Source organism: Curtobacterium sp. NPDC086286 (genome assembly GCF_044746255.1).
GTDB lineage: Bacteria > Actinomycetota > Actinomycetes > Actinomycetales > Microbacteriaceae > Curtobacterium.
In genome coordinates this window covers 175,833-193,341 of sequence record NZ_JBIVBW010000003.1, presented here as the reverse complement: position 1 = coordinate 193,341, position 17,509 = coordinate 175,833, and the positions used below count along the sequence as shown (strand labels likewise).

At 71.7% G+C, this 17,509-nt stretch carries 19 protein-coding genes; 14 read left to right on the top strand and 5 right to left on the bottom strand.

Annotated features, from left to right (window positions below):
• Position 1: 1 nt before the first annotated feature.
• Both ACIPKM_RS06735 and ACIPKM_RS06730 read right to left on the bottom strand, forming a co-directional pair.
• On the bottom strand, positions 2-1,693 hold the full coding sequence (locus ACIPKM_RS06735; protein WP_071302401.1) for a sodium:proton antiporter: 1,692 nt from the start codon (positions 1,691-1,693) through the stop codon (positions 2-4).
• Positions 1,694-1,721: 28 nt separating this feature from the next.
• Positions 1,722-2,087: a hypothetical protein gene (locus tag ACIPKM_RS06730; RefSeq protein ID WP_402736418.1), complete on the bottom strand. Its 366-nt coding sequence runs from the start codon at positions 2,085-2,087 to the stop codon at positions 1,722-1,724.
• Between the two features lie 191 nt (positions 2,088-2,278).
• Here ACIPKM_RS06730 and ACIPKM_RS06725 point away from each other — a divergent pair, with 191 nt between their 5' ends.
• Entirely contained in the window at positions 2,279-4,489 is a 2,211-nt protein-coding gene (locus ACIPKM_RS06725; RefSeq protein WP_402736417.1) for an NADP-dependent isocitrate dehydrogenase, read from the top strand.
• Positions 4,490-4,637: 148 nt separating this feature from the next.
• On the opposite strand, the gene ACIPKM_RS06720 is transcribed toward ACIPKM_RS06725, so the two are convergent.
• Positions 4,638-5,093, bottom strand: coding sequence for a DUF3817 domain-containing protein (locus ACIPKM_RS06720; RefSeq protein WP_402736416.1), 456 nt, complete (start codon positions 5,091-5,093; stop codon positions 4,638-4,640).
• A gap of 89 nt (positions 5,094-5,182) precedes the next feature.
• Here ACIPKM_RS06720 and ACIPKM_RS06715 point away from each other — a divergent pair, with 89 nt between their 5' ends.
• Together ACIPKM_RS06715 and ACIPKM_RS06710 are read left to right on the top strand one after the other, a co-directional pair.
• Positions 5,183-5,959: a ThuA domain-containing protein gene (locus ACIPKM_RS06715; protein WP_254791796.1), complete on the top strand. Its 777-nt coding sequence runs from the start codon at positions 5,183-5,185 to the stop codon at positions 5,957-5,959.
• Positions 5,956-7,086, top strand: coding sequence for a GAF domain-containing protein (locus ACIPKM_RS06710; RefSeq protein ID WP_402736415.1), 1,131 nt, complete (start codon positions 5,956-5,958; stop codon positions 7,084-7,086). The genes ACIPKM_RS06715 and ACIPKM_RS06710 overlap by 4 nt, the downstream gene beginning before the upstream one ends.
• Before the next feature lie 49 nt (positions 7,087-7,135).
• On the opposite strand, the gene ACIPKM_RS06705 is transcribed toward ACIPKM_RS06710, so the two are convergent.
• Positions 7,136-7,561 carry a hypothetical protein gene (locus tag ACIPKM_RS06705; RefSeq protein WP_071302406.1) on the bottom strand — a complete coding sequence of 142 codons (426 nt, stop codon included), beginning with the start codon at positions 7,559-7,561 and terminating at the stop codon, positions 7,136-7,138.
• Positions 7,562-7,651: 90 nt separating this feature from the next.
• Here ACIPKM_RS06705 and ACIPKM_RS06700 point away from each other — a divergent pair, with 90 nt between their 5' ends.
• The 9 genes from ACIPKM_RS06700 to ACIPKM_RS06660 all read left to right on the top strand — a co-directional run bounded on the left by ACIPKM_RS06700 (position 7,652) and on the right by ACIPKM_RS06660 (position 14,628).
• Positions 7,652-8,314 (top strand): ScbR family autoregulator-binding transcription factor, encoded by a 663-nt coding sequence (locus ACIPKM_RS06700; protein ID WP_261646854.1) that lies wholly within the window; start codon positions 7,652-7,654, stop codon positions 8,312-8,314.
• Between the two features lie 129 nt (positions 8,315-8,443).
• Positions 8,444-9,322 carry an aminoglycoside phosphotransferase family protein gene (locus ACIPKM_RS06695; RefSeq protein WP_402736414.1) on the top strand — a complete coding sequence of 293 codons (879 nt, stop codon included), beginning with the start codon at positions 8,444-8,446 and terminating at the stop codon, positions 9,320-9,322.
• Between the two features lie 60 nt (positions 9,323-9,382).
• The gene (locus ACIPKM_RS06690; RefSeq protein WP_402736413.1) at positions 9,383-9,994 is read left to right on the top strand and encodes a hypothetical protein; all 612 of its coding nucleotides are present in this window, start codon (positions 9,383-9,385) and stop codon (positions 9,992-9,994) included.
• Positions 9,991-10,515, top strand: a complete 525-nt coding sequence (locus tag ACIPKM_RS06685; protein WP_402736412.1) for a DinB family protein — start codon at positions 9,991-9,993, stop codon at positions 10,513-10,515. Before ACIPKM_RS06690 ends, ACIPKM_RS06685 begins: the two co-directional genes overlap by 4 nt.
• A 33-nt stretch (positions 10,516-10,548) precedes the next feature.
• Positions 10,549-10,686, top strand: a complete 138-nt coding sequence (locus ACIPKM_RS06680) for a hypothetical protein (RefSeq protein ID WP_402736411.1) — start codon at positions 10,549-10,551, stop codon at positions 10,684-10,686.
• A 208-nt stretch (positions 10,687-10,894) separates the two neighbouring features.
• The gene (locus ACIPKM_RS06675; RefSeq protein WP_070417568.1) at positions 10,895-11,542 is read left to right on the top strand and encodes an ABC transporter permease; all 648 of its coding nucleotides are present in this window, start codon (positions 10,895-10,897) and stop codon (positions 11,540-11,542) included.
• Positions 11,529-12,797, top strand: a complete 1,269-nt coding sequence (locus ACIPKM_RS06670) for an ABC transporter ATP-binding protein (RefSeq protein ID WP_070417569.1) — start codon at positions 11,529-11,531, stop codon at positions 12,795-12,797. The genes ACIPKM_RS06675 and ACIPKM_RS06670 overlap by 14 nt, the downstream gene beginning before the upstream one ends.
• A complete protein-coding gene (locus ACIPKM_RS06665; RefSeq protein WP_092385450.1) occupies positions 12,794-13,555 on the top strand; it encodes an ABC transporter permease in 762 nt (253 codons plus the stop codon). Before ACIPKM_RS06670 ends, ACIPKM_RS06665 begins: the two co-directional genes overlap by 4 nt.
• On the top strand, positions 13,552-14,628 hold the full coding sequence (locus ACIPKM_RS06660; protein ID WP_402736410.1) for a glycine betaine ABC transporter substrate-binding protein: 1,077 nt from the start codon (positions 13,552-13,554) through the stop codon (positions 14,626-14,628). Before ACIPKM_RS06665 ends, ACIPKM_RS06660 begins: the two co-directional genes overlap by 4 nt.
• Before the next feature lie 153 nt (positions 14,629-14,781).
• Here ACIPKM_RS06660 and ACIPKM_RS06655 read toward each other — a convergent pair whose 3' ends face one another.
• Positions 14,782-15,411, bottom strand: a complete 630-nt coding sequence (locus ACIPKM_RS06655) for a TetR/AcrR family transcriptional regulator (RefSeq protein WP_071294165.1) — start codon at positions 15,409-15,411, stop codon at positions 14,782-14,784.
• Positions 15,412-15,491: 80 nt separating this feature from the next.
• Here ACIPKM_RS06655 and ACIPKM_RS06650 point away from each other — a divergent pair, with 80 nt between their 5' ends.
• Together ACIPKM_RS06650 and ACIPKM_RS06645 are read left to right on the top strand one after the other, a co-directional pair.
• A complete protein-coding gene (locus ACIPKM_RS06650) occupies positions 15,492-16,220 on the top strand; it encodes an ABC transporter ATP-binding protein (RefSeq protein WP_070417572.1) in 729 nt (242 codons plus the stop codon).
• Positions 16,217-17,494, top strand: a complete 1,278-nt coding sequence (locus ACIPKM_RS06645; RefSeq protein ID WP_261646861.1) for an ABC transporter permease — start codon at positions 16,217-16,219, stop codon at positions 17,492-17,494. Before ACIPKM_RS06650 ends, ACIPKM_RS06645 begins: the two co-directional genes overlap by 4 nt.
• Positions 17,495-17,509: the final 15 nt, after the last annotated feature.

Here is a 17,509-nt window from a genome sequence, read left to right as displayed (position 1 = left end):
GTCACCGTGCGGGAGCGCCCCTGAGCTCGAGGGCGATCTGCTCGGCGTCGAGGTTCTGCAGCATCGACTCGAGCACCTCGGCGTCGAAACTGCCGTCGTCGCGGGCGTCGAGGATCGCGGCGCGCTGCGCTTCGAGCACCGCCAGGCGCCGGGCCTTCTCGCGCCCCATCCACGCCCGGAGTTCGGCGGGGTCGGCGGCCTCGAGCTCTTCCCGCGCGCGGGGTCCGGCCTCGCTCGTCCCGGGGACCTGCTCCGCCGCTGCCCGCATGAGCTCGAGGAGCCGCTTGCGTTCCTCGGTGTCCTGCGCGGCGGTGTCCGTCGTCGGTGCGGCGATGCGACGCAGGAGCGGCCCGATCGTCCCGCCCTGGACCACGAGCGACAGCAGGGCCACGGCGAACGCGACGAAGACGAGCAGCGACCGCTGGGGCGTGCCGTCGGGGAGCGTCTGGGCCGCCGCGACGGTCACCGCGCCGCGCATCCCCGCCCAGACCACCGCGGTGCCCTCCCGCCAGCCGAGCGGCGCCTTCGTGTAGTACGCGATGTCCGCCAGGGTGCGACGGACCCGCACCGCGAACCGGTCGAGTTCCCGTTCGGACGGCGCCCGGTTGCCCGGTCGGTGTTCGCGGATCACCTCGCTCATGGCGTCGCGGTCCTGCGCGTGCATCTCCGCGAAGCGCGTCTGCATCCGTTCGCCCCGCTTGGCGCTGGCGGACAGGGCGAGCAGCAGCGGCACGACGTAGGCGGCCCGGACGAGGACGGTGAGCACGAGGGCGCCGACGGCGATGAGGAGCGCCGGCCCGATCCCGGCGTGCTGGTCCTGCACGTCGCCGAGGATCGACGCGAGCTGCAGCCCCATCGTCAGGAACACGGCACCCTCGAGCACGAGCTCGATCGTCTGCCAGTTCTGGGCGTCCGACAGCCGGTGCCCCGGGGGGAGCCTGCGCGGGCCGACGATGCCCGTGAACAGCCCCGCGACGACGGCCGCGACCAGGCCGGACCCCTCGAAGTGCTCGGTCGGGATCGCGGCGACGAACGGCACCGCGAAGGACAGTGCCGTGTTCACCGCGGCGTTCGGCACCCGGGACCGCACCCAGACGTTGAGCCAGCCGACGAACCAGCCGATGACGACGGCGATCGCGACCGCCCGGGCGAAGTCGCCGAGCGCGCCCCAGAACGAGAACGACGCGCCCGCGGCGAAGATCGCAGTGCGGAGCAGCACGAGCGCGGTCGCGTCGTTGAGCAGCGACTCGCCGTCGAGGATCGAGATCGCCCGCCGTGACACCGAGGTCTGCTTGACGATCGAGGTCGCGACGGCGTCGGTGGGGCTGACGATCGCTCCGAGCGCGATGCCCCACCAGAAGCCCAGCCCCGGGACGACCCACGCGAAGAAGAGCCCGAGCACCAGGCTCGACGCGACGACGAGCAGGACCGACAGGCCGCTGATCGCGCCGAACTCCCGCCGGAAGTTCATCGACGGCATCGACACCGCCGCCGAGTACAGCAACGGCGGCAGCACCCCCGCGAGGATCCACTCCGGTTCGACCCGGGCGTGCGGGATCCACGGCACGAGGCTCGCGGCGACCCCCACCGCGACGAGGACGAGCGGCGCGGCGACCCCGATGCGCGGGCCGAGCACGGCAGCACCCGCGATGGCGACCAGGGCGACCACACCGATGACGAGGAGTTCGTTCACTCCCCCAGCGTGGCACCGTTCCGGGCGATCAGTCCCGGTCCGGCTCCGCGCTGTGGACAGCCGAGGCGTTGACGACGTGGTGTGGAGGAACGACGTGGGCGACGACCGCGACACTGCCGGCGGCCAGGACGAGCGCGAGCGTGCCCGCGGTCACGGCGGTCCCGATCCGCCGCAGCCGCGAGCCCGACCCACAGTCCCGCGGCGCGAAGCGGGCGAGCCCACGACGCGGCGTCGGACCGACCAGCCACGGCCCGGAGCCGTCCTCGTCGTACGAGAACGGCCCGGACCCGTCCGGCGCGTACCGGTACGGCCCGCTGCCGTCCACGGCGTACGCCGAACGGAGGTCCTCCGCGGACCACCCGAAGTCCTCCGGTGTCTGCCGTGTCGTCGACATGCGCGCCTCCTGCGGTCGTGTGGTGCGGAAGGCCACTCCACTCGACGTTCCTATGAGTCGACAGTGCGCCTCCAGGAAGCCATCCGAGCATCTGCTCCACGCAGGCGGCACCATGTATCTTGATGTCGAGACATCCCGTTGCGCGAGTAGCGTGGACGTACCGACGGTCGAACAAGGGAGTACCCGCCAGCATGGCCAAGATCATCTACACCCTCACGGACGAGGCGCCGTTCCTCGCCACCCACTCCTTCCTCCCGGTCATCCAGGCCTTCGCCGGCACCGCAGGTGTCGACGTCGAGACCCGCGACATCTCGCTCTCGGGCCGGATCATCGCCCAGTTCCCGGAGCGGCTCACCGCCGAGCAGCGCCTGGACGACGCCCTCGCCGAGCTCGGGGACCTCGCGAAGACCCCCGAGGCGAACATCATCAAGCTGCCGAACATCTCGGCGTCGATCCCGCAGCTCAAGGCCGCGATCAAGGAGCTCCAGGCGCAGGGCTACGACCTGCCGGACTACCCCGACGAGCCGACGACCGACGACGAGCGCGACGCCCGCGCCCGCTACGACCGCACCAAGGGCAGCGCTGTGAACCCGGTCCTGCGCGAGGGCAACTCCGACCGCCGCGCACCGCTCTCCGTCAAGAACTACGCCCGCAAGCACCCGCACCGCATGGGCGCCTGGAGCCACGACTCGAAGACGAACGTCGTGACGATGGGCACGGACGACTTCCGCTCGAACGAGCAGTCCTGGATCGCCCCCGCCGACGACGTCCTGACGATCGAGTTCGTCGGTGCCGACGGTGCGACCACGGTCCTCAAGCAGTCGATCCCCGTCCTCGCGGGCGAGGTCGTCGACGGCACCGTGCTGCACGTCCGCGCGCTCGAGGCCTTCCTGCAGGACCAGATCCGCGCGGCGCACGAGCAGGGCGTCCTGTTCTCGGTGCACCTCAAGGCCACGATGATGAAGGTCTCCGACCCGATCATCTTCGGCCACGTCATCCGGGCGTTCTTCCCGAGCGTCTTCGAGCGCTTCGGTGCCGACCTCGCCGCCGCCGGGCTCAACCCGAACGACGGCCTCGGCTCGATCCTCGCCGGGCTCGACGCCGTGCCGAACGGTGCGGAGATCAAGCAGGCGTTCGCGGACGGCATCGACACGGGCCCCGAGCTCGCGATGGTCGACTCCGACAAGGGCATCACGAACCTGCACGTCCCGAGCGACGTCATCGTGGACGCCTCGATGCCCGCGATGATCCGCACCTCCGGCCACATGTGGGGTCCGGACGGCGAGGAGCACGACACCCTCGCGGTCATCCCGGACTCGAGCTACGCCGGCATCTACCAGGCCACGATCGAGGACTGCCGCGCCAACGGTGCGTTCGACCCGGCCACCATGGGCTCGGTGCCGAACGTCGGCCTGATGGCGCAGAAGGCCGAGGAGTACGGCTCGCACGACAAGACGTTCGAGGTCCCGGCAGCCGGCCGCGTCCGCGTGGTCACGAGCGGCGGCGAGACGGTCATCGAGCACGAGGTCGAGGCCGGTGACATCTGGCGCGCCTGCCAGACCAAGGACGTCGCGATCCGCGACTGGGTGAAGCTCGCCGTGACGCGTGCCCGTGCGACCGGCTCCCCCGCGGTGTTCTGGCTCGACGAGACCCGTGCGCACGACGCGAACCTCATCGGCCTGGTGCGGACCTACCTCGCCGAGCAGGACACCGACGGGCTGCAGATCGAGATCCTCTCCCCCGAGGACGCGATGCGCTTCTCGCTCGAGCGCATCCGCCGCGGCGAGGACACCATCTCCGTCACGGGCAACGTCCTCCGCGACTACCTCACCGACCTGTTCCCGATCATGGAGCTCGGCACCTCGGCGAAGATGCTCTCCGTCGTCCCGCTCCTCGGCGGCGGCGGCCTGTTCGAGACCGGTGCCGGTGGTTCGGCGCCGAAGCACGTGCAGCAGCTCGTCGAGCAGAACTACCTGCGCTGGGACAGCCTCGGCGAGTTCCTCGCCCTCGCGGTCAGCCTCGAGCACCTCGCCGGTGTGACGGGCAACGAGCGGGCGAAGATCCTCGGCGAGACGCTCGACCGTGCGACCGGCACGTTCCTCGACGAGGACAAGTCGCCTGGGCGCAAGCTCGGGTCGATCGACAACCGCGGCAGCCACTTCTACCTGGCGAAGTACTGGGCCCAGGAGCTCGCGGCGCAGACGACCGACGCCCAGCTCGCCTCGGCGTTCGCCGAGATCGCGGCGACGCTCGACGAGCAGGAGTCGACGATCGTCGAGGAGCTGAACAGCGTGCAGGGGCACCCGGCGGACATCGGCGGGTACTACCGTCCGGACGACGCCAAGACGAGCGCCGTGATGCGCCCGTCCGCCACGTTGAACGGGATCCTCGCCGCGCTGTAGACGCGGGACGCACGAACAGGAGGCGCGGTGCCGGCTGGCACCGCGCCTCCCGTCCGTCGTGTGGTCGCGACCCGGGCCGCGCTTCGTGAGCAGGAACGGTCGGGTCCGCATCACGAACCCGACCGTTCCTGCTCACGAAGGCAGCGCGTCAGCTCCGGGACGGGACGGGCGGGCCGGCGGCCAGCAGCGCCACGAACACCAGGGCGACGGCCACGACGCCGATGAGGATCGACACCGCGGGGTGCCGCACCACGAAGAACAGCAGGCGGTCCCAGAAGCCGACGCGCCCCTCGGCACCGCGGCGCCACGGGCCCTCGAGCATCCCGCGCCGGGCCACGGCGACCTCGAACGGCACCGTCGCGTACGGCACGACGGCACTCGCCCACCCGAGCACGAGCGCTCCGGCAGACCACCGCTGGTTCACCGCGACGACGGTCGTCACGACGAGGTACGCCAGGAACACGAACCCGTGCACCCCGCCCCCGATCCGGACGCCCCAGTCGCCGGCACCGAGGCCGTACTTGAGCACCATCCCGGCGATGAGCATGGTCCAGGTCACGAGTTCGGCGACCGCGGCGGCGCGGAACAGGGAGCGGGGAGTCATGCGGACATCGTCGCGGACGCCTCCCGGGAAAGCCCCGACACTCCGGTGGTCGTATCGATTCGACGACCAGGCGGACTAGCGTGGGAGCCATGTCGACGCCGACCGAATCCCGTCCCCTGAACATCGTCGTCTGGAACGAGAACGTGCACGAGAGCCGGGGTGACGAGACCGTCGTCGGGCACTACCCCGACGGCATGCACACCGTGATCGCCGCCGCGCTCCGCGAGCACCACCCCGACGCGACCGTGAGCACGGCCACCCTGCAGGAGCCCGACCACGGCATCACCGCCGAGCGCCTGGCCACCACCGACGTCCTGTTCTGGTGGGGCCACGCCGCCCACGACGAGGTCAGCGACGCCGTCGTCGACCTCGTGGTCGATGCCGTGCACGCGGGCATGGGCCTCGTGGTGCTGCACTCCGGGCACTACTCGAAGCCGTTCAAGCGCCTGATGGGCACGACCTGCTCCCTGAAGTGGCGCAACGACGGGGAGCGCGAGCTCGTCTGGACCGTGGCGCCCGAGCACCCGATCGCCGCGGGCGTCCCGCACCCGATCGTCATCGACCGCCAGGAGATGTACGGCGAGTACTTCGACATCCCGCGCCCCGACGAGGAGGTCTTCCTGTCGACGTTCGCCGGCGGCGAGGTCTTCCGCTCGGGCGTCGCGTACCGCCGGGGCCTCGGGAGGGTCTTCTACTTCTCCCCCGGTGACCAGGAGTACCCGGTGTACCACCACCCGGACATCCAGCGGGTGCTGTCGAACGCGGCCGCGTGGGCGGCGCCGGTGTCCGAGCGACGCGAACTGACCGCCGACCCCCACCCGCGGGACTGGTTCCTGGGCGAGGGTGCGGGTAGACAGGACGGGTGACCCACCTCGACGCCGCAGCGCACCGGTCGGCCGTGGTCGAGGCGCTCGGCGTCCTCGGCAGCGGCCCCGAGGAGCGCTTCGACCGCATCACCCGCATGACGCAGGAGGCCTTCGGGGTCCCGCTGTCCTTCCTCAACCTCGTGCACGACGGGCTCGTCACGGCGCAGTCCACGCAGGGCTGGCGTCAGGGCGGCAGCGCTCCGGCGGAGCAGGTGTTCTGCTCGACGACGGTCCTGACCGACGAGCCGATGGTGGTGCCCGACGCGACGCTCGACCCGCGGTTCGCCCACCTCGCCGCGGTCACCGAGCAGGGCATCCGGTTCTACGCGGGCGCGCCGCTGTCGATGCTCGACGGCACGCGCGTCGGCACGCTCTGCATCATGGACGCGACGCCGCGCACGCTGACGGCCGAGGACATCGACCTGCTCCGCGACCTCGCGCGCTGGGCGGAGCGGGAGCTCGGGCACACGATCGAGCGCGACCGGGTCCGGCGGGTCGTGGAGGGCCTGGTCCCCGGACCCGTCGAGGTCCCGGGGTACTCGCTGGAGGTGCTGACGCTCCCCCGCGAGGACTCCGGTGACGTCGCGGACTGGCGGGTCGCCGCCGACGGCCGTCTGCACTGCACCGTCGGAGCCGTCCCGGCGGCCGGTCGCGCCTCGGCACTGCTGGCAGCAGCGGTCCGGGCAGCCGTGATCGCGCGGACCGACGTCGACATGGAGACCGCGATCGTCGGCCTGGAGGCGCAGGTCGCCGCCGACCTGTCGGCTGCGGACACCGTCGGGTCGCTCTTCCACCTGCGGCTCGACCCCGCGTCGGGTCACGTCGTGTACGGGGACGCCGGGCACGGCCTCGCGGCCGTGGTGCGCGCGGACGGCGGTGCCGCGGTGCTCCGGTCGCACGACCTGCCGATCGGCCTGCAACCGGACGGGACGCCGCGGACCCCCGGTGCGCTCGACCTCGTGTCGGGAGACCGTGTCGTGCTGTGCACCGACGGACTGCTGGCCGCGGTCGGGGACCTCGACACGCTGATCGGATGGGTGCGAGGCGCCGACGACACCGCGAGCCTGGTCGACCGGGTCCGGGGTGTCGCCACGGCCGGCACGCTCCTCGTCCTCAGGCGCGACTGAGCGCGACCGACCGCCCGCGCCCGCGACGGACCGACAGCGCCCGCGGTCGTCAGCGCTGCGCGGGCTTCGCGGTCAGGGACACGACCAGCAGCGTCGCGAGCATGCCGAACCCGGCGAGCTCGATCCCGAGGCCGGCGAGCTGCCAGTAGGCGCTCCCCACGACCTGCGGCTGCGTGATCGACTCCGGCCACCACCCGTCGATGAGCGGGAACGACCCCGGGAACGGATCGAGGCCGAACACGACGAGCCCGCCGAGCAGGAGCACCACCCCGAGCGCCGCCATCGCGCCCCGCGACCCTCGGAGCATCCGGGCGACGAGCGCCGCGGCGATGCCGGCCAGCCCGACCACGGCGATCGCGAACGCCAGCACGACGACGGTCTGCGGCGCCAGCGCGACCCAGTCGAGCACGGCGATCGGCAGCAGCAGCCACCGACCCGTCCGTGCCCAGCGCACCGGGTTCCGCCATCCGTCCATGCCGGGAACCGTACGACAGCCGACCGGGGAGGTTCCCGGACATCACCCGGACACCGCCTGGGACGGCCGCATCGGTACGCTTGCAGGATCATGGCGCAGGACGGTGGCACGCGGCAGCAGCGGGCGGTCGCCACCCGTGCCGCGATCCTCGACGCGGCGGCGGGCGAGTTCGACGAGCGCGGGTACCTCGGCACCTCGATGGACGCCGTCGCCGAGCGGGCCGGCCTCACCAAGGGTGCGCTGTACTTCCACTTCACGTCGAAGGCCGACCTCGCCGGCGCGGTGATCGCCCGGCAGCACGAGGTCTCCCGGCGGTACGGCGAGGCGGCGGCCGCCCGCGGGACGACCCCGCTCGAGGTGCTCATGTGGATGTCCCAGGGCCTCGCGTCGCAGATGATCCACGAGACCGTCGTGAGCGCCGGCATCCGTCTGTCCACCGAGGCCGCGACGGCGGACGTGGCCCGGCAGGACCCGTACGCCGACTGGATCGCCGTGGTGACCGACCTCGTCCGACAGGGCATCGACGCCGGCGAGGTCGACCCCGCGTGGGACCCGGAACTCGTCGGCCGCGTCGTCATCCCCGCGTACACGGGGGTGCAGACCGTCTCGGACGTCCTCGCCGACCGTGCGGACCTGTACGTCCGGCTCCGTGAGCTCTGGACGGTCCTGCTCGCGGCGATCGTCTCCGACCGGGTGCGCCCCGAGATCCCCCGGCTCGTCGCGCTCATCGCCCCGCTGCCCGACGACGCCTGACCCGACCGCCACGCGACGCGGGTCCCCCCATGGACACCCACGTCGCTGGTCCCTCGAGGCTACCGAGCGCCCATCCCGCCCGGCTCTCCCCAGTTCACGGGTGTGCGCGCCCCCGGCTACCCTGACCCGATGGCCACCCCCGCCGCCGAGGTCGACGTCGACGTCCCGCTCGTCGCCGCCCTGCTCCGCGACCAGCACCCGGACCTCGCGGACCTCCCGCTCGCGATCGTGGCGAGCGGCTGGGACAACGTCGTGGTCCGGCTCGGCGAGCTGCTCGCCGTACGGCTCCCCCGCCGGGCGGCCGCCGCGGCGCTCATCGAGCACGAGCAGCGGTGGTTGCCGGAGATCGCGCACCGGGTGGCGGCGATCGTGCCCGTCCCCGATCCGGTCCGCACCGGACGCCCGGCCCTCGGGTACCCGTGGTCGTGGAGCGTCGTCCGCTGGCTGCCCGGTACCCCGGCGGGCGAACGCGCCGGCGGCGTGCAGGTGGCCGAGGCGCTCGCCGCGTTCGTCGAGCTGCTGCACGTCCCCGCGCCGCCGGACGCTCCCGTGAACCCCGTCCGCGCGGTGCCGCTCGCCACGCGCAGCGACAGCGTCCTGACGCGACTCGCGACGGCGGACGTGCCCCGGGCCCGTGAACTCGCGGCAGTCTGGCGGACCGCGGCGGCGCTGCCCGCGTACGCCGGGCCTCCCGTCTGGGTGCACGGCGACCTGCACCCCTTCAACGTGCTCGTCGACACCGCGCCGGACGGCGGGACCCGCCTGTCGGCGGTCGTCGACTTCGGCGACGTGACGGCGGGCGACCCGGCCGTCGACCTCGCCACCGCGTGGCTCACGCTCGACCGGGAGGCGCGGCGCACCTTCCGCGCGCGCGTCGCGGCCGACGACGACACCTGGGAACGGGCGCGTGCCTGGGCCGTCTCGATCGGTTCGGCACTCCACCTGTCCGACGACCGCGCGTTCCGCGCCGTCGCACGCCGGGTGATCGGAGAAGTGCTGGACGACTGAGTCCGCGCGGGGCTATCGTGACCGCACCAATCCGTGCACGTGAAGATCGGAGGGGCCGTCATGACCCTCGAGTTCCGCGTCCAGCACGACGTCGCCACCGACGCCTCTCCCGTCCCGTCCACCCCGACCCGCACCGGCTTCCGCGGGCTCCTCGACCGGTTCTCCGCACGCCGTTCCGCTGCGCGCGACCGTCGCGTCGAGGCCCGGTTGCACGAGCTGGACGACCTCGCCCGGCTGCTCTCCGGGGCGCGCGGCGTCATCGAACGGGGGTGGATCCAGCACGCGTGGTTCGCGTACGTCGACGAACACGGTCGGATGCGGAAGGCCTCCAGCGCCGCGGCGATGGACGTGCAGGGTCGCCCCCTCGTCGCCGCGTGCCTGGTCGGCTCCGTGGTCTCCGCTGCCGGTGGCCCGCACGCCGTGCACTCGCAGCAGGTCCAGCGCGCCCTCGACCTGGTGTGGCACGCCCTCGCCGTCGACGAGGGACAGCCGGTCCTCTGGTGCCCGGCGCCGGACGTCCGGATGGGACGGGTCCGCGACCTGACCAGCTGGAACGACGCCCCGGCGCGGAACTCCGGCGAGGTCGCCGGGCTCCTGCTCACCGCCGAACGGGTCGCCGTGCAGGAGTCGGAGCGCGTGCGCGAGCGTTCGGTGGCACGATCGAGGGCATGACGAGCGCCGACCCGGTCCCCGAGGTCCACCCCGCACCGGCAGCACCGACCATCGCCTCGAGCGGCGGCTCGATGCTGTCGGACGAGGGGTCGACGACCGGCATCGACGCCGAGGTCCTCAAGCGGACGCTGCACCGGTACCTGCAGAAGCACCGCGCGGCACTGGTCGCCAAGCTCGACGGGCTCGCCGAACGGCAGGCGCGGTGGCCGGTCACGCCGACCGGGACGAACGTGCTCGGTCTCGTGAAGCACGTCGCGGGCGTGCAGGCCATGTACTTCGGCGAGGTCTTCGGGCGCCCGCTGCCGGACCCGCCCGCCTGGCTCGAGTCCGAGGACGGCGACGACATGTACGCGACGCTCGACGAGACCCTGGACGACGTCGTCGCGTTCCACCACCGCAGTGCCGCGCACGCGGACGCCACGATCGAGGCGCTCGACCTCGACGCCCGCGGGGTCGTTCCCTGGTGGCCGGAGGACCGCCGGCGGGTGACCCTGCACCGGATCCTCGTGCACATGGGGTAGGAGACGGCCCGGCACGCGGGGCACGCCGACATCGTGCGCGAGATGCTCGACGGGCTCGCGGGTGACGGGGACGGCAACCTCGCCGAGAAGACCCCGGACGAGTGGGTCCTCTGGCGCGAGCACCTCGTCGACGTCGCCGAGCGGTCGGGACTCCGCGACCTCGGCGCATAGCCGACGAGTGCTCGGGATCGTTACCGTTCTCCCAGGGTCAGGGCGCTGCACCGGTCCTGACCGGGTGTTTCCGGCTTCGCGGATCCGCAGGGAGTCGCTCCGGCGCCCGTCCCCGGTTGTGCGGTGACCCTGCCCCCTGCGTAGGTTCGAACCCACTTGTGCCCCGACCCGTGGGCAGTTCGGCCGACCGGAGGGGAGCGTTCTGCGCGTGTTCCAGTACATCGGGGAGCGGTGGGACCAGATCTGGTTCGCGTCGTGGCAGCACTTCTCACTGGTCGTCCAGTGCACGGTGCTCGCGACGCTCATCGCCGTGGTCCTCGCCACACTCGTCTACCGCAGCGAACGGCTCACCTCCGTCGCGAACGGGGTCTCGGCGATCGGGCTGACGCTCCCGTCCTTCGCGGTCATCGGCCTGCTCATCGTGCCGCTCGGCTTCGGCGTCGTACCGTCCGTGGTGACGGTCGTCTTCTTCGCGACGCTGCCGATCCTGCGCAACGCCGTCGTCGGCCTCGCCGAGATCCCGCCGACGGTCGTCGAGTCGGCGCGGGGCATCGGCATGAGCCGGTTCCGGACCCTGCTCCAGGTCGAGCTGCCGATGGCGTGGCCGATCATCCTCAGCGGTGTGCGGGTGTCCGCGCAGATGGTGATGGGCATCGCCGCGATCGCCGCCTACGCGCTCGGCCCCGGGCTCGGCGGCTTCATCTTCTCCGGGTTGTCCCGCCTCGGCGGTGCGAACGCCCTCTTCTCCGTGACGGTCGGGGTGGTGGGGGTCGTCCTGCTCGCCCTCGTCCTCGACCTGCTCCTCCTCGGCCTCGGCCGTCTGACCATCTCGAGAGGTATCCGTGTCCAGCACTGACTCCGCCACCACCACCGCTCCCGCCGGCGACGTCACCGGCCGCCGCATCCTGCTCGACGAGGTCACGAAGCGGTACCCCGGTCAGACGAAGCCCGCGGTCGACGGCATCACGCTCGAGATCCCGGCCGGCAAGATCGTCATGCTCGTCGGCCCGTCCGGCTGCGGCAAGACGACCACGCTCAAGATGATCAACCGCCTGATCGAACCGACCGAGGGACGCATCGTCGTCGGTGAGGACGACGTCACGGGGATCGACGCGGACGAGCTCCGTCGCCGCATGGGCTACGTGATCCAGGCCGGCGGGCTCTTCCCGCACATGACCGTGGCGGCGAACATCGCGATCGTCCCGAAGATGCTCGGGTGGTCGAAGGAGAAGATCGCCGCCCGCGTCGACGAGCTCCTCGACCTCGTCTCGCTCGACCCCGACACCTACCGCGACCGGTTCCCCCGCGAGCTCTCCGGCGGCCAGCAGCAGCGCGTCGGCGTCGCCCGGGCGCTCGCCGCGGACCCGCCCGTCCTGCTCATGGACGAGCCGTTCGGCGCGGTCGACCCGATCACCCGCCAGCGCCTGCAGGACGAGCTCCTCCGCATCCAGGAGGAGCTGCACAAGACGATCGTCATCGTGAGCCACGACTTCGACGAGGCCGTGAAGCTCGGCGACTGGATCGTGATCTTCACCGAGGGCGCCCACATCGTGCAGTACGACACCCCGGAGCGGATCCTCGCGGAGCCAGCGAACGAGTTCGTCGAGAACTTCATCGGGTCCGGCGCCGGGCTCAAGCAGCTCACGCTGAACCGGGTCCGCGACGTCGAGCTCGCCCCCGCGGTGACCTGCTCGCCGGGCGAGGAGGCGAAGGCCGTGCTGCAGCGCATGCAGGAGGCCGGTGGCCACGGGCACGCCGTCGTCGTCGACCGCCGACAGCGTCCGATCGGGTGGCCGACGCGTCGTCAGCTCGAGCGGCTCGACCGGATCCCGGAGGGCATCGAGCCCGACCTGCCCGTCGTGGGCGGGGCCGCCACCCTGAACGACGCGCTCGACACCATGCTCGTGTCGAGCGCCGGCGCCGCACTCGTGACCGGCCGCGGCGAGGCGTTCCAGGGCGTCATCACCGTCGAGACGGTCATGGACGCGATCACCCGGTCGCGCGCCGCCGCCGCCCAGGAGCAGGCCTACACGCCGGTCGGGACGAACACGAACCCGATCGAGACCATGCCGTCGTCGCCCGTGGTGGCGACCAGCGGGGAGGACCTGTGAGCGCGGTCGCCGCCGGGGCGGGGACGGGCAGCCGCACCGGGTGGAAGGGGCTGCTCGTGCAGCCGATCGCCATCCTCGTGGTGCTCGCCGGGTTCGCGGTCTGGCTCGCGACGGCGGACCTCACGCCGACCGAGCGCACCACGCTCAACCCGGCGGACATCCTCGCGCTCACCGGGCAGCACCTCGTGCTGACCCTCGAGTCGACCGTGCTCGTGCTCGTGATCGGCATCCCGCTCGGCGTCCTGCTCACCCGCGGGCCGCTCCGCCGGGCGAGCGTGTACGTGCTCGCCGTCGCCAACTTCGGGCAGGCGGCACCGGCCGTCGGGCTCATCGTGCTGCTCGCCGCGTGGCTCGGCCTGAACTCGTGGTCGGCCGTCGTCGCTCTCGTGCTCTACGCGATCCTGCCGGTGCTCCGGAACACCATGATCGGCATCCAGAGCGTCGACTCGCGGTTGGTCGAGGCCGGGCGGGGCATGGGCATGAGCGCGTTCAGCGTGCTCGTGAAGGTCGAGCTGCCGCTGGCCGTGCCGGTCATGCTCTCCGGCATCCGCACCGCGCTGGTGCTGCTCGTCGGCACCGCGAGCCTGGCGACGTTCGTCGGCGCCGGTGGCCTCGGGCTGCTCATCACCACGGGCGTGAACCTGTTCCTGCCGAAGGTCCTCGTCTCCGGGGCGCTCCTGGTGGCGCTCCTCGCCCTGTCCATCGACTGGATCGGCCGCGTGGTCGAGACGGTCGCACGACCGAAGGGACTCCGATGACCCACGACGCCCCGAACGCGACCCACGACGTGCCGCGCGCCGATCTGCGGGGCGCACGCCGCGCCTCCCGTCCGACCGTCCGTCGCCGGGTCGCGACCGCCACCGCCGTGGCGGGCGCGGCCGCCCTCGTGCTGACCGGCTGCGGCCTGCAGCCGGCGACGTCCTTCGTCCCCGCCGCGGACCCCGGTTCGATCCAGCGCATCGACGACCTGCCGGACGGCGCGCACATCACCGTGACCTCGAAGAACTTCACCGAGCAGCTGGTGCTCGGCAAGATCGCCGTGCTCGCCGCGAAGGCCGCCGGGTTCGACGTCACCGACGAGACGAACGTGCCGGGCAGCGTCGCCGTCCGCGAGCTGATGACCTCGCACGGCGCCGACTTCACCTACGAGTACACGGGCACGGCCTGGCTGACCTTCATGGGCCACAGCGAGGGCATCCCGGACAAGACCGAGCAGTGGGAAGCGGTCAAGAAGGAGGACGCCGGCAACGGCCTCACCTGGCTCGAGCCGGCGCCGATGAACAACACGTACGCCTTCGCCGTCCGCGACGAGGCCGTGTCGGAGCTCGGCGACATCAAGACGCTCTCCGACATCACGAAGCTCCCCGTCAGCGATCGCACGTTCTGCGTCGAGTCCGAGTTCAACTCCCGTGCCGACGGCTTCAAGCCGATGCTGAAGAAGTACGGGCTCGAGCTCGGCGGCTCGGGCGACAACGGCATCCCGACGAAGAACGTCAGCATCCTCGACACCGGCACGGTCTACACCGCGACCGATCGTGGCAAGTGCAACTTCGGCGAGGTCTTCACCACCGACGGCCGCATCAAGTCGCTCGGGCTCACCGTGCTCGAGGACGACAAGGGCTTCTTCCCGGCGTACAACGTCGCGCCCGTGCTCGACTCGGCGACGCTGAAGGAGTACCCGCAGCTCGAGGACGTCTACGACCAGATCTCGCCGAAGCTCACGGACGCCGTGCTGCAGGAGCTGAACCGGCAGGTCGACGTCGAGGGTCGGGAGCCCGCCGACGTCGCCTTCGACTGGATGGTCAAGGAGGGCTTCATCACGAAGCCGTGATGCGGGCGAGGCGCGCCGCGCTCGCATCGTGAGCAGAAATGGTCGGGTCCCCGAGCGGCACCCGACCATTTCTGCTCACCATGCGACGGACGGGAGGCGCGTGATGCGACGGACGGGAGGCGCGTGGCGGCCCCGCCCCGCGCCTCCCGTCCGCTACTGGCCCGTGATGCGGGCCGCGGTGTCGCGGATCGTGGCGACCACCCGCGCGCGGACCTCCTCCGGGTCCGACCCCTCGTGGCGCGCCGAACTCCGCAGCCCGGTCATGCACATGCCGAGCAGCATCTCGGCCGCCTGGGGCGTGGCCGCGTCCGGACCCCAGGCCGGGTCCCGCTCGAGGATCGTCCGGACCGCGCCCGTCATCGCCTCGGCGACCGTGGTCATCCGGGAGACCTGGCGGCGCATGAGCTGCGGGAAGCGCACGATCACCTCCTTCCGGGCGAGCCGCTCGTGCTCGTCACCGAAGGACTCCCCGAACACCAGGAACGCCAGGTCCACCACGGCCTGCGCCGCGGGCTCCCCCGCGACGGCGGCCAGGTGGGCGTCGAGCGTCTCGGGCGCGAGGTCGAGCTCGGTGTGCCCGAGGACCGCGTCCTCCTTGCTCTCGAAGTAGTTGAAGAACGTGCGCGGGGAGACCTCGGCGCGCGCGGCGATCTGCTCGATCGTGGTGCGGTCGATGTCCTGTTCGAGTGCGAGGGAGCGTGCCGCCTCGGCGATCCGGTGCCGGGTCTCGAGGCGTTTGCGGTCGCGGAGGCCCATCTCGGAGGCGGGCGCGGTGTCGGGCATGGCCCGACTGTAACCGGAACGTCACATCGTTTACAGCAAACGCAAACTTGCAGTCGTGCAGCGGACAGTACGGTGGGCGCATGACCACTCCCGTGCTCGAGGCCCGTGGCCTCGCCAGGACCTACGGCCGCGGCGCGACGCGGTTCGACGCGCTCAAGGGGGTGTCGCTGCAGGTGAACCAGGGCGAGAGCCTCGCGATCGTCGGCAAGTCCGGCTCCGGGAAGTCCACGCTCATGCACCTCCTCGCGCTGCTCGACAAGCCGTCGGCGGGTCAGGTGCTCCTCGACGGCACCGACGCCGCGACGCTCAGCGCCCGGCAGGTGAACCGCACGCGGAACAGCACCTTCGGGTTCGTCTTCCAGCAGTTCTTCCTCACGCCGAAGACCTCGGTGCTCGAGAACGTCGTGCTCCCGTTGAAGATCGCCGGCGTCTCCGGTGCCGAGCGGAAGCGCCGGGGCATGGCCGCACTCGACGCCCTCGGCCTGGCCGACAAGGCGAAGAACGACGCCAACGACCTGTCCGGCGGGCAGAAGCAGCGCGTGGTCATCGCGCGTGCACTGGTCGGGGAGCCGAGCGTCATCTTCGCGGACGAGCCGACCGGCAACCTCGACACGAACACCGGGCAGGTGGTCGAGGACATGCTCTTCGGGCTGCAGCGCGACCGGGGCATCACCCTCGTGGTCGTCACCCACGACGAGGAACTCGCCGAACGCTGCGACCGGCGCGTCAACGTGCGCGACGGACTCATCGTGGGCGGGAGCGACGACGCCGTCGACGCGCCGGCCACCCACGGAAGGCACTCCGCATGAACGTCCTCGACCTCTTCCGCACCGCGGTCGCGAACACCTTCCGGTCGAAGCTGCGCACGACGCTGACGGTCATCGCGATCTTCATCGGCGCGTTCACGATCACCCTGACCTCGGCCATCGGCACGGGCGTCAGCAACTACATCGACACCCAGGTGGCCTCCATCGGCGACACCGGGTCGCTGACGATCACCAAGGCCGTCGAGTCGTCGACCGACTCCGGGCCGGCGAAGTACGACCCCGACGAGTCGAGCCAGAGCGTGGACCGCGGGCCGGCCTCGTTCGCGTACCTGTCCCAGTCGGACGTCGCGAAGATCACGGACGTCTCGGGGGTGAAGAGCGTCCGCCCCGCCGTCGCCCTGAGCACGAAGTGGGTCGAGTACGACGGGAAGGGCAAGTACGTCGTCGACATCGCCGCCAACGCCGGGGAGCTCGACGCCGACCTCGCCGCCGGGAAGCAGCTCGACGACGCGTCCTCCGCCGGCAACCAGGTGCTCCTGCCCACGAACTACCTGGAGAACCTCGGGCTCGGCAGCGCGAAGGCCGCCGTGGGCAAGGAGCTGACCGTCGCGGTCGACGACTACCAGGGCAAGGAGCACACCCTGACCGCCACGATCGCGGGGGTGCAGAACGAGTCGCTGTTCGGCGGCGGCGCCGGTGCGAACGCCGCGCTCACCGACGCGATGCAGGCCGCGCAGGAGACCGGCAAGCCCTCGTCGATCGCCACCTCGTACGCCAGCGCCACCGCCACGCTCGACAGCGGTGCGTCGGCCAGCAGCGTGAAGAGCGCCCTGTCGAAGGACGGCTACACCGGGCAGACCATCCAGGACCAGCTCGGCCAGTTCCAGACGGTCATCAACGGCATCGTCGGCGTGCTCAACGCCTTCGCCGTGATCGCGCTCGTCGCGGCCGGGTTCGGCATCATCAACACGCTGCTCATGAGCGTGCAGGAGCGCACGCGTGAGATCGGCCTGATGAAGGCGATGGGCATGGGCGGCGGGAAGGTCTACACGCTGTTCTCGCTCGAGGCCGTGTTCATCGGGTTCCTCGGCAGTGCGATCGGTGCGGGCGTGGCGATCCTGCTCGGGACGGGGATCTCGAACGTCCTCGCCGGGACCGTCCTCAAGGACCTGCCCGGGCTGCAGATCATGCAGTTCGCGCCGTCCTCGGTGATCACGATCATCCTCGTGGTGATGTTCATCGCCTTCCTCGCGGGCACGCTGCCGGCGCGTCGGGCGGCCCGGCAGAACCCGATCGAGGCGCTCCGGTACGAGTAGGCGCACGCGTGCCTA

Coding starts and splice junctions, on each gene's coding strand:
- ACIPKM_RS06685 (WP_402736412.1), top strand. CDS start 9,991: ATGACGAGCGCCGACCCGGTCCCCGAGGTCCACCCCGCACCGGCAGCA.
- ACIPKM_RS06695 (WP_402736414.1), top strand. CDS start 8,444: ATGGCCACCCCCGCCGCCGAGGTCGACGTCGACGTCCCGCTCGTCGCC.
- ACIPKM_RS06645 (WP_261646861.1), top strand. CDS start 16,217: ATGAACGTCCTCGACCTCTTCCGCACCGCGGTCGCGAACACCTTCCGG.
- ACIPKM_RS06690 (WP_402736413.1), top strand. CDS start 9,383: ATGACCCTCGAGTTCCGCGTCCAGCACGACGTCGCCACCGACGCCTCT.
- ACIPKM_RS06720 (WP_402736416.1), bottom strand. CDS start 5,093: ATGACTCCCCGCTCCCTGTTCCGCGCCGCCGCGGTCGCCGAACTCGTG.
- ACIPKM_RS06700 (WP_261646854.1), top strand. CDS start 7,652: ATGGCGCAGGACGGTGGCACGCGGCAGCAGCGGGCGGTCGCCACCCGT.
- ACIPKM_RS06730 (WP_402736418.1), bottom strand. CDS start 2,087: ATGTCGACGACACGGCAGACACCGGAGGACTTCGGGTGGTCCGCGGAG.
- ACIPKM_RS06705 (WP_071302406.1), bottom strand. CDS start 7,561: ATGGACGGATGGCGGAACCCGGTGCGCTGGGCACGGACGGGTCGGTGG.
- ACIPKM_RS06715 (WP_254791796.1), top strand. CDS start 5,183: ATGTCGACGCCGACCGAATCCCGTCCCCTGAACATCGTCGTCTGGAAC.
- ACIPKM_RS06650 (WP_070417572.1), top strand. CDS start 15,492: ATGACCACTCCCGTGCTCGAGGCCCGTGGCCTCGCCAGGACCTACGGC.
- ACIPKM_RS06660 (WP_402736410.1), top strand. CDS start 13,552: ATGACCCACGACGCCCCGAACGCGACCCACGACGTGCCGCGCGCCGAT.
- ACIPKM_RS06725 (WP_402736417.1), top strand. CDS start 2,279: ATGGCCAAGATCATCTACACCCTCACGGACGAGGCGCCGTTCCTCGCC.
- ACIPKM_RS06655 (WP_071294165.1), bottom strand. CDS start 15,411: ATGCCCGACACCGCGCCCGCCTCCGAGATGGGCCTCCGCGACCGCAAA.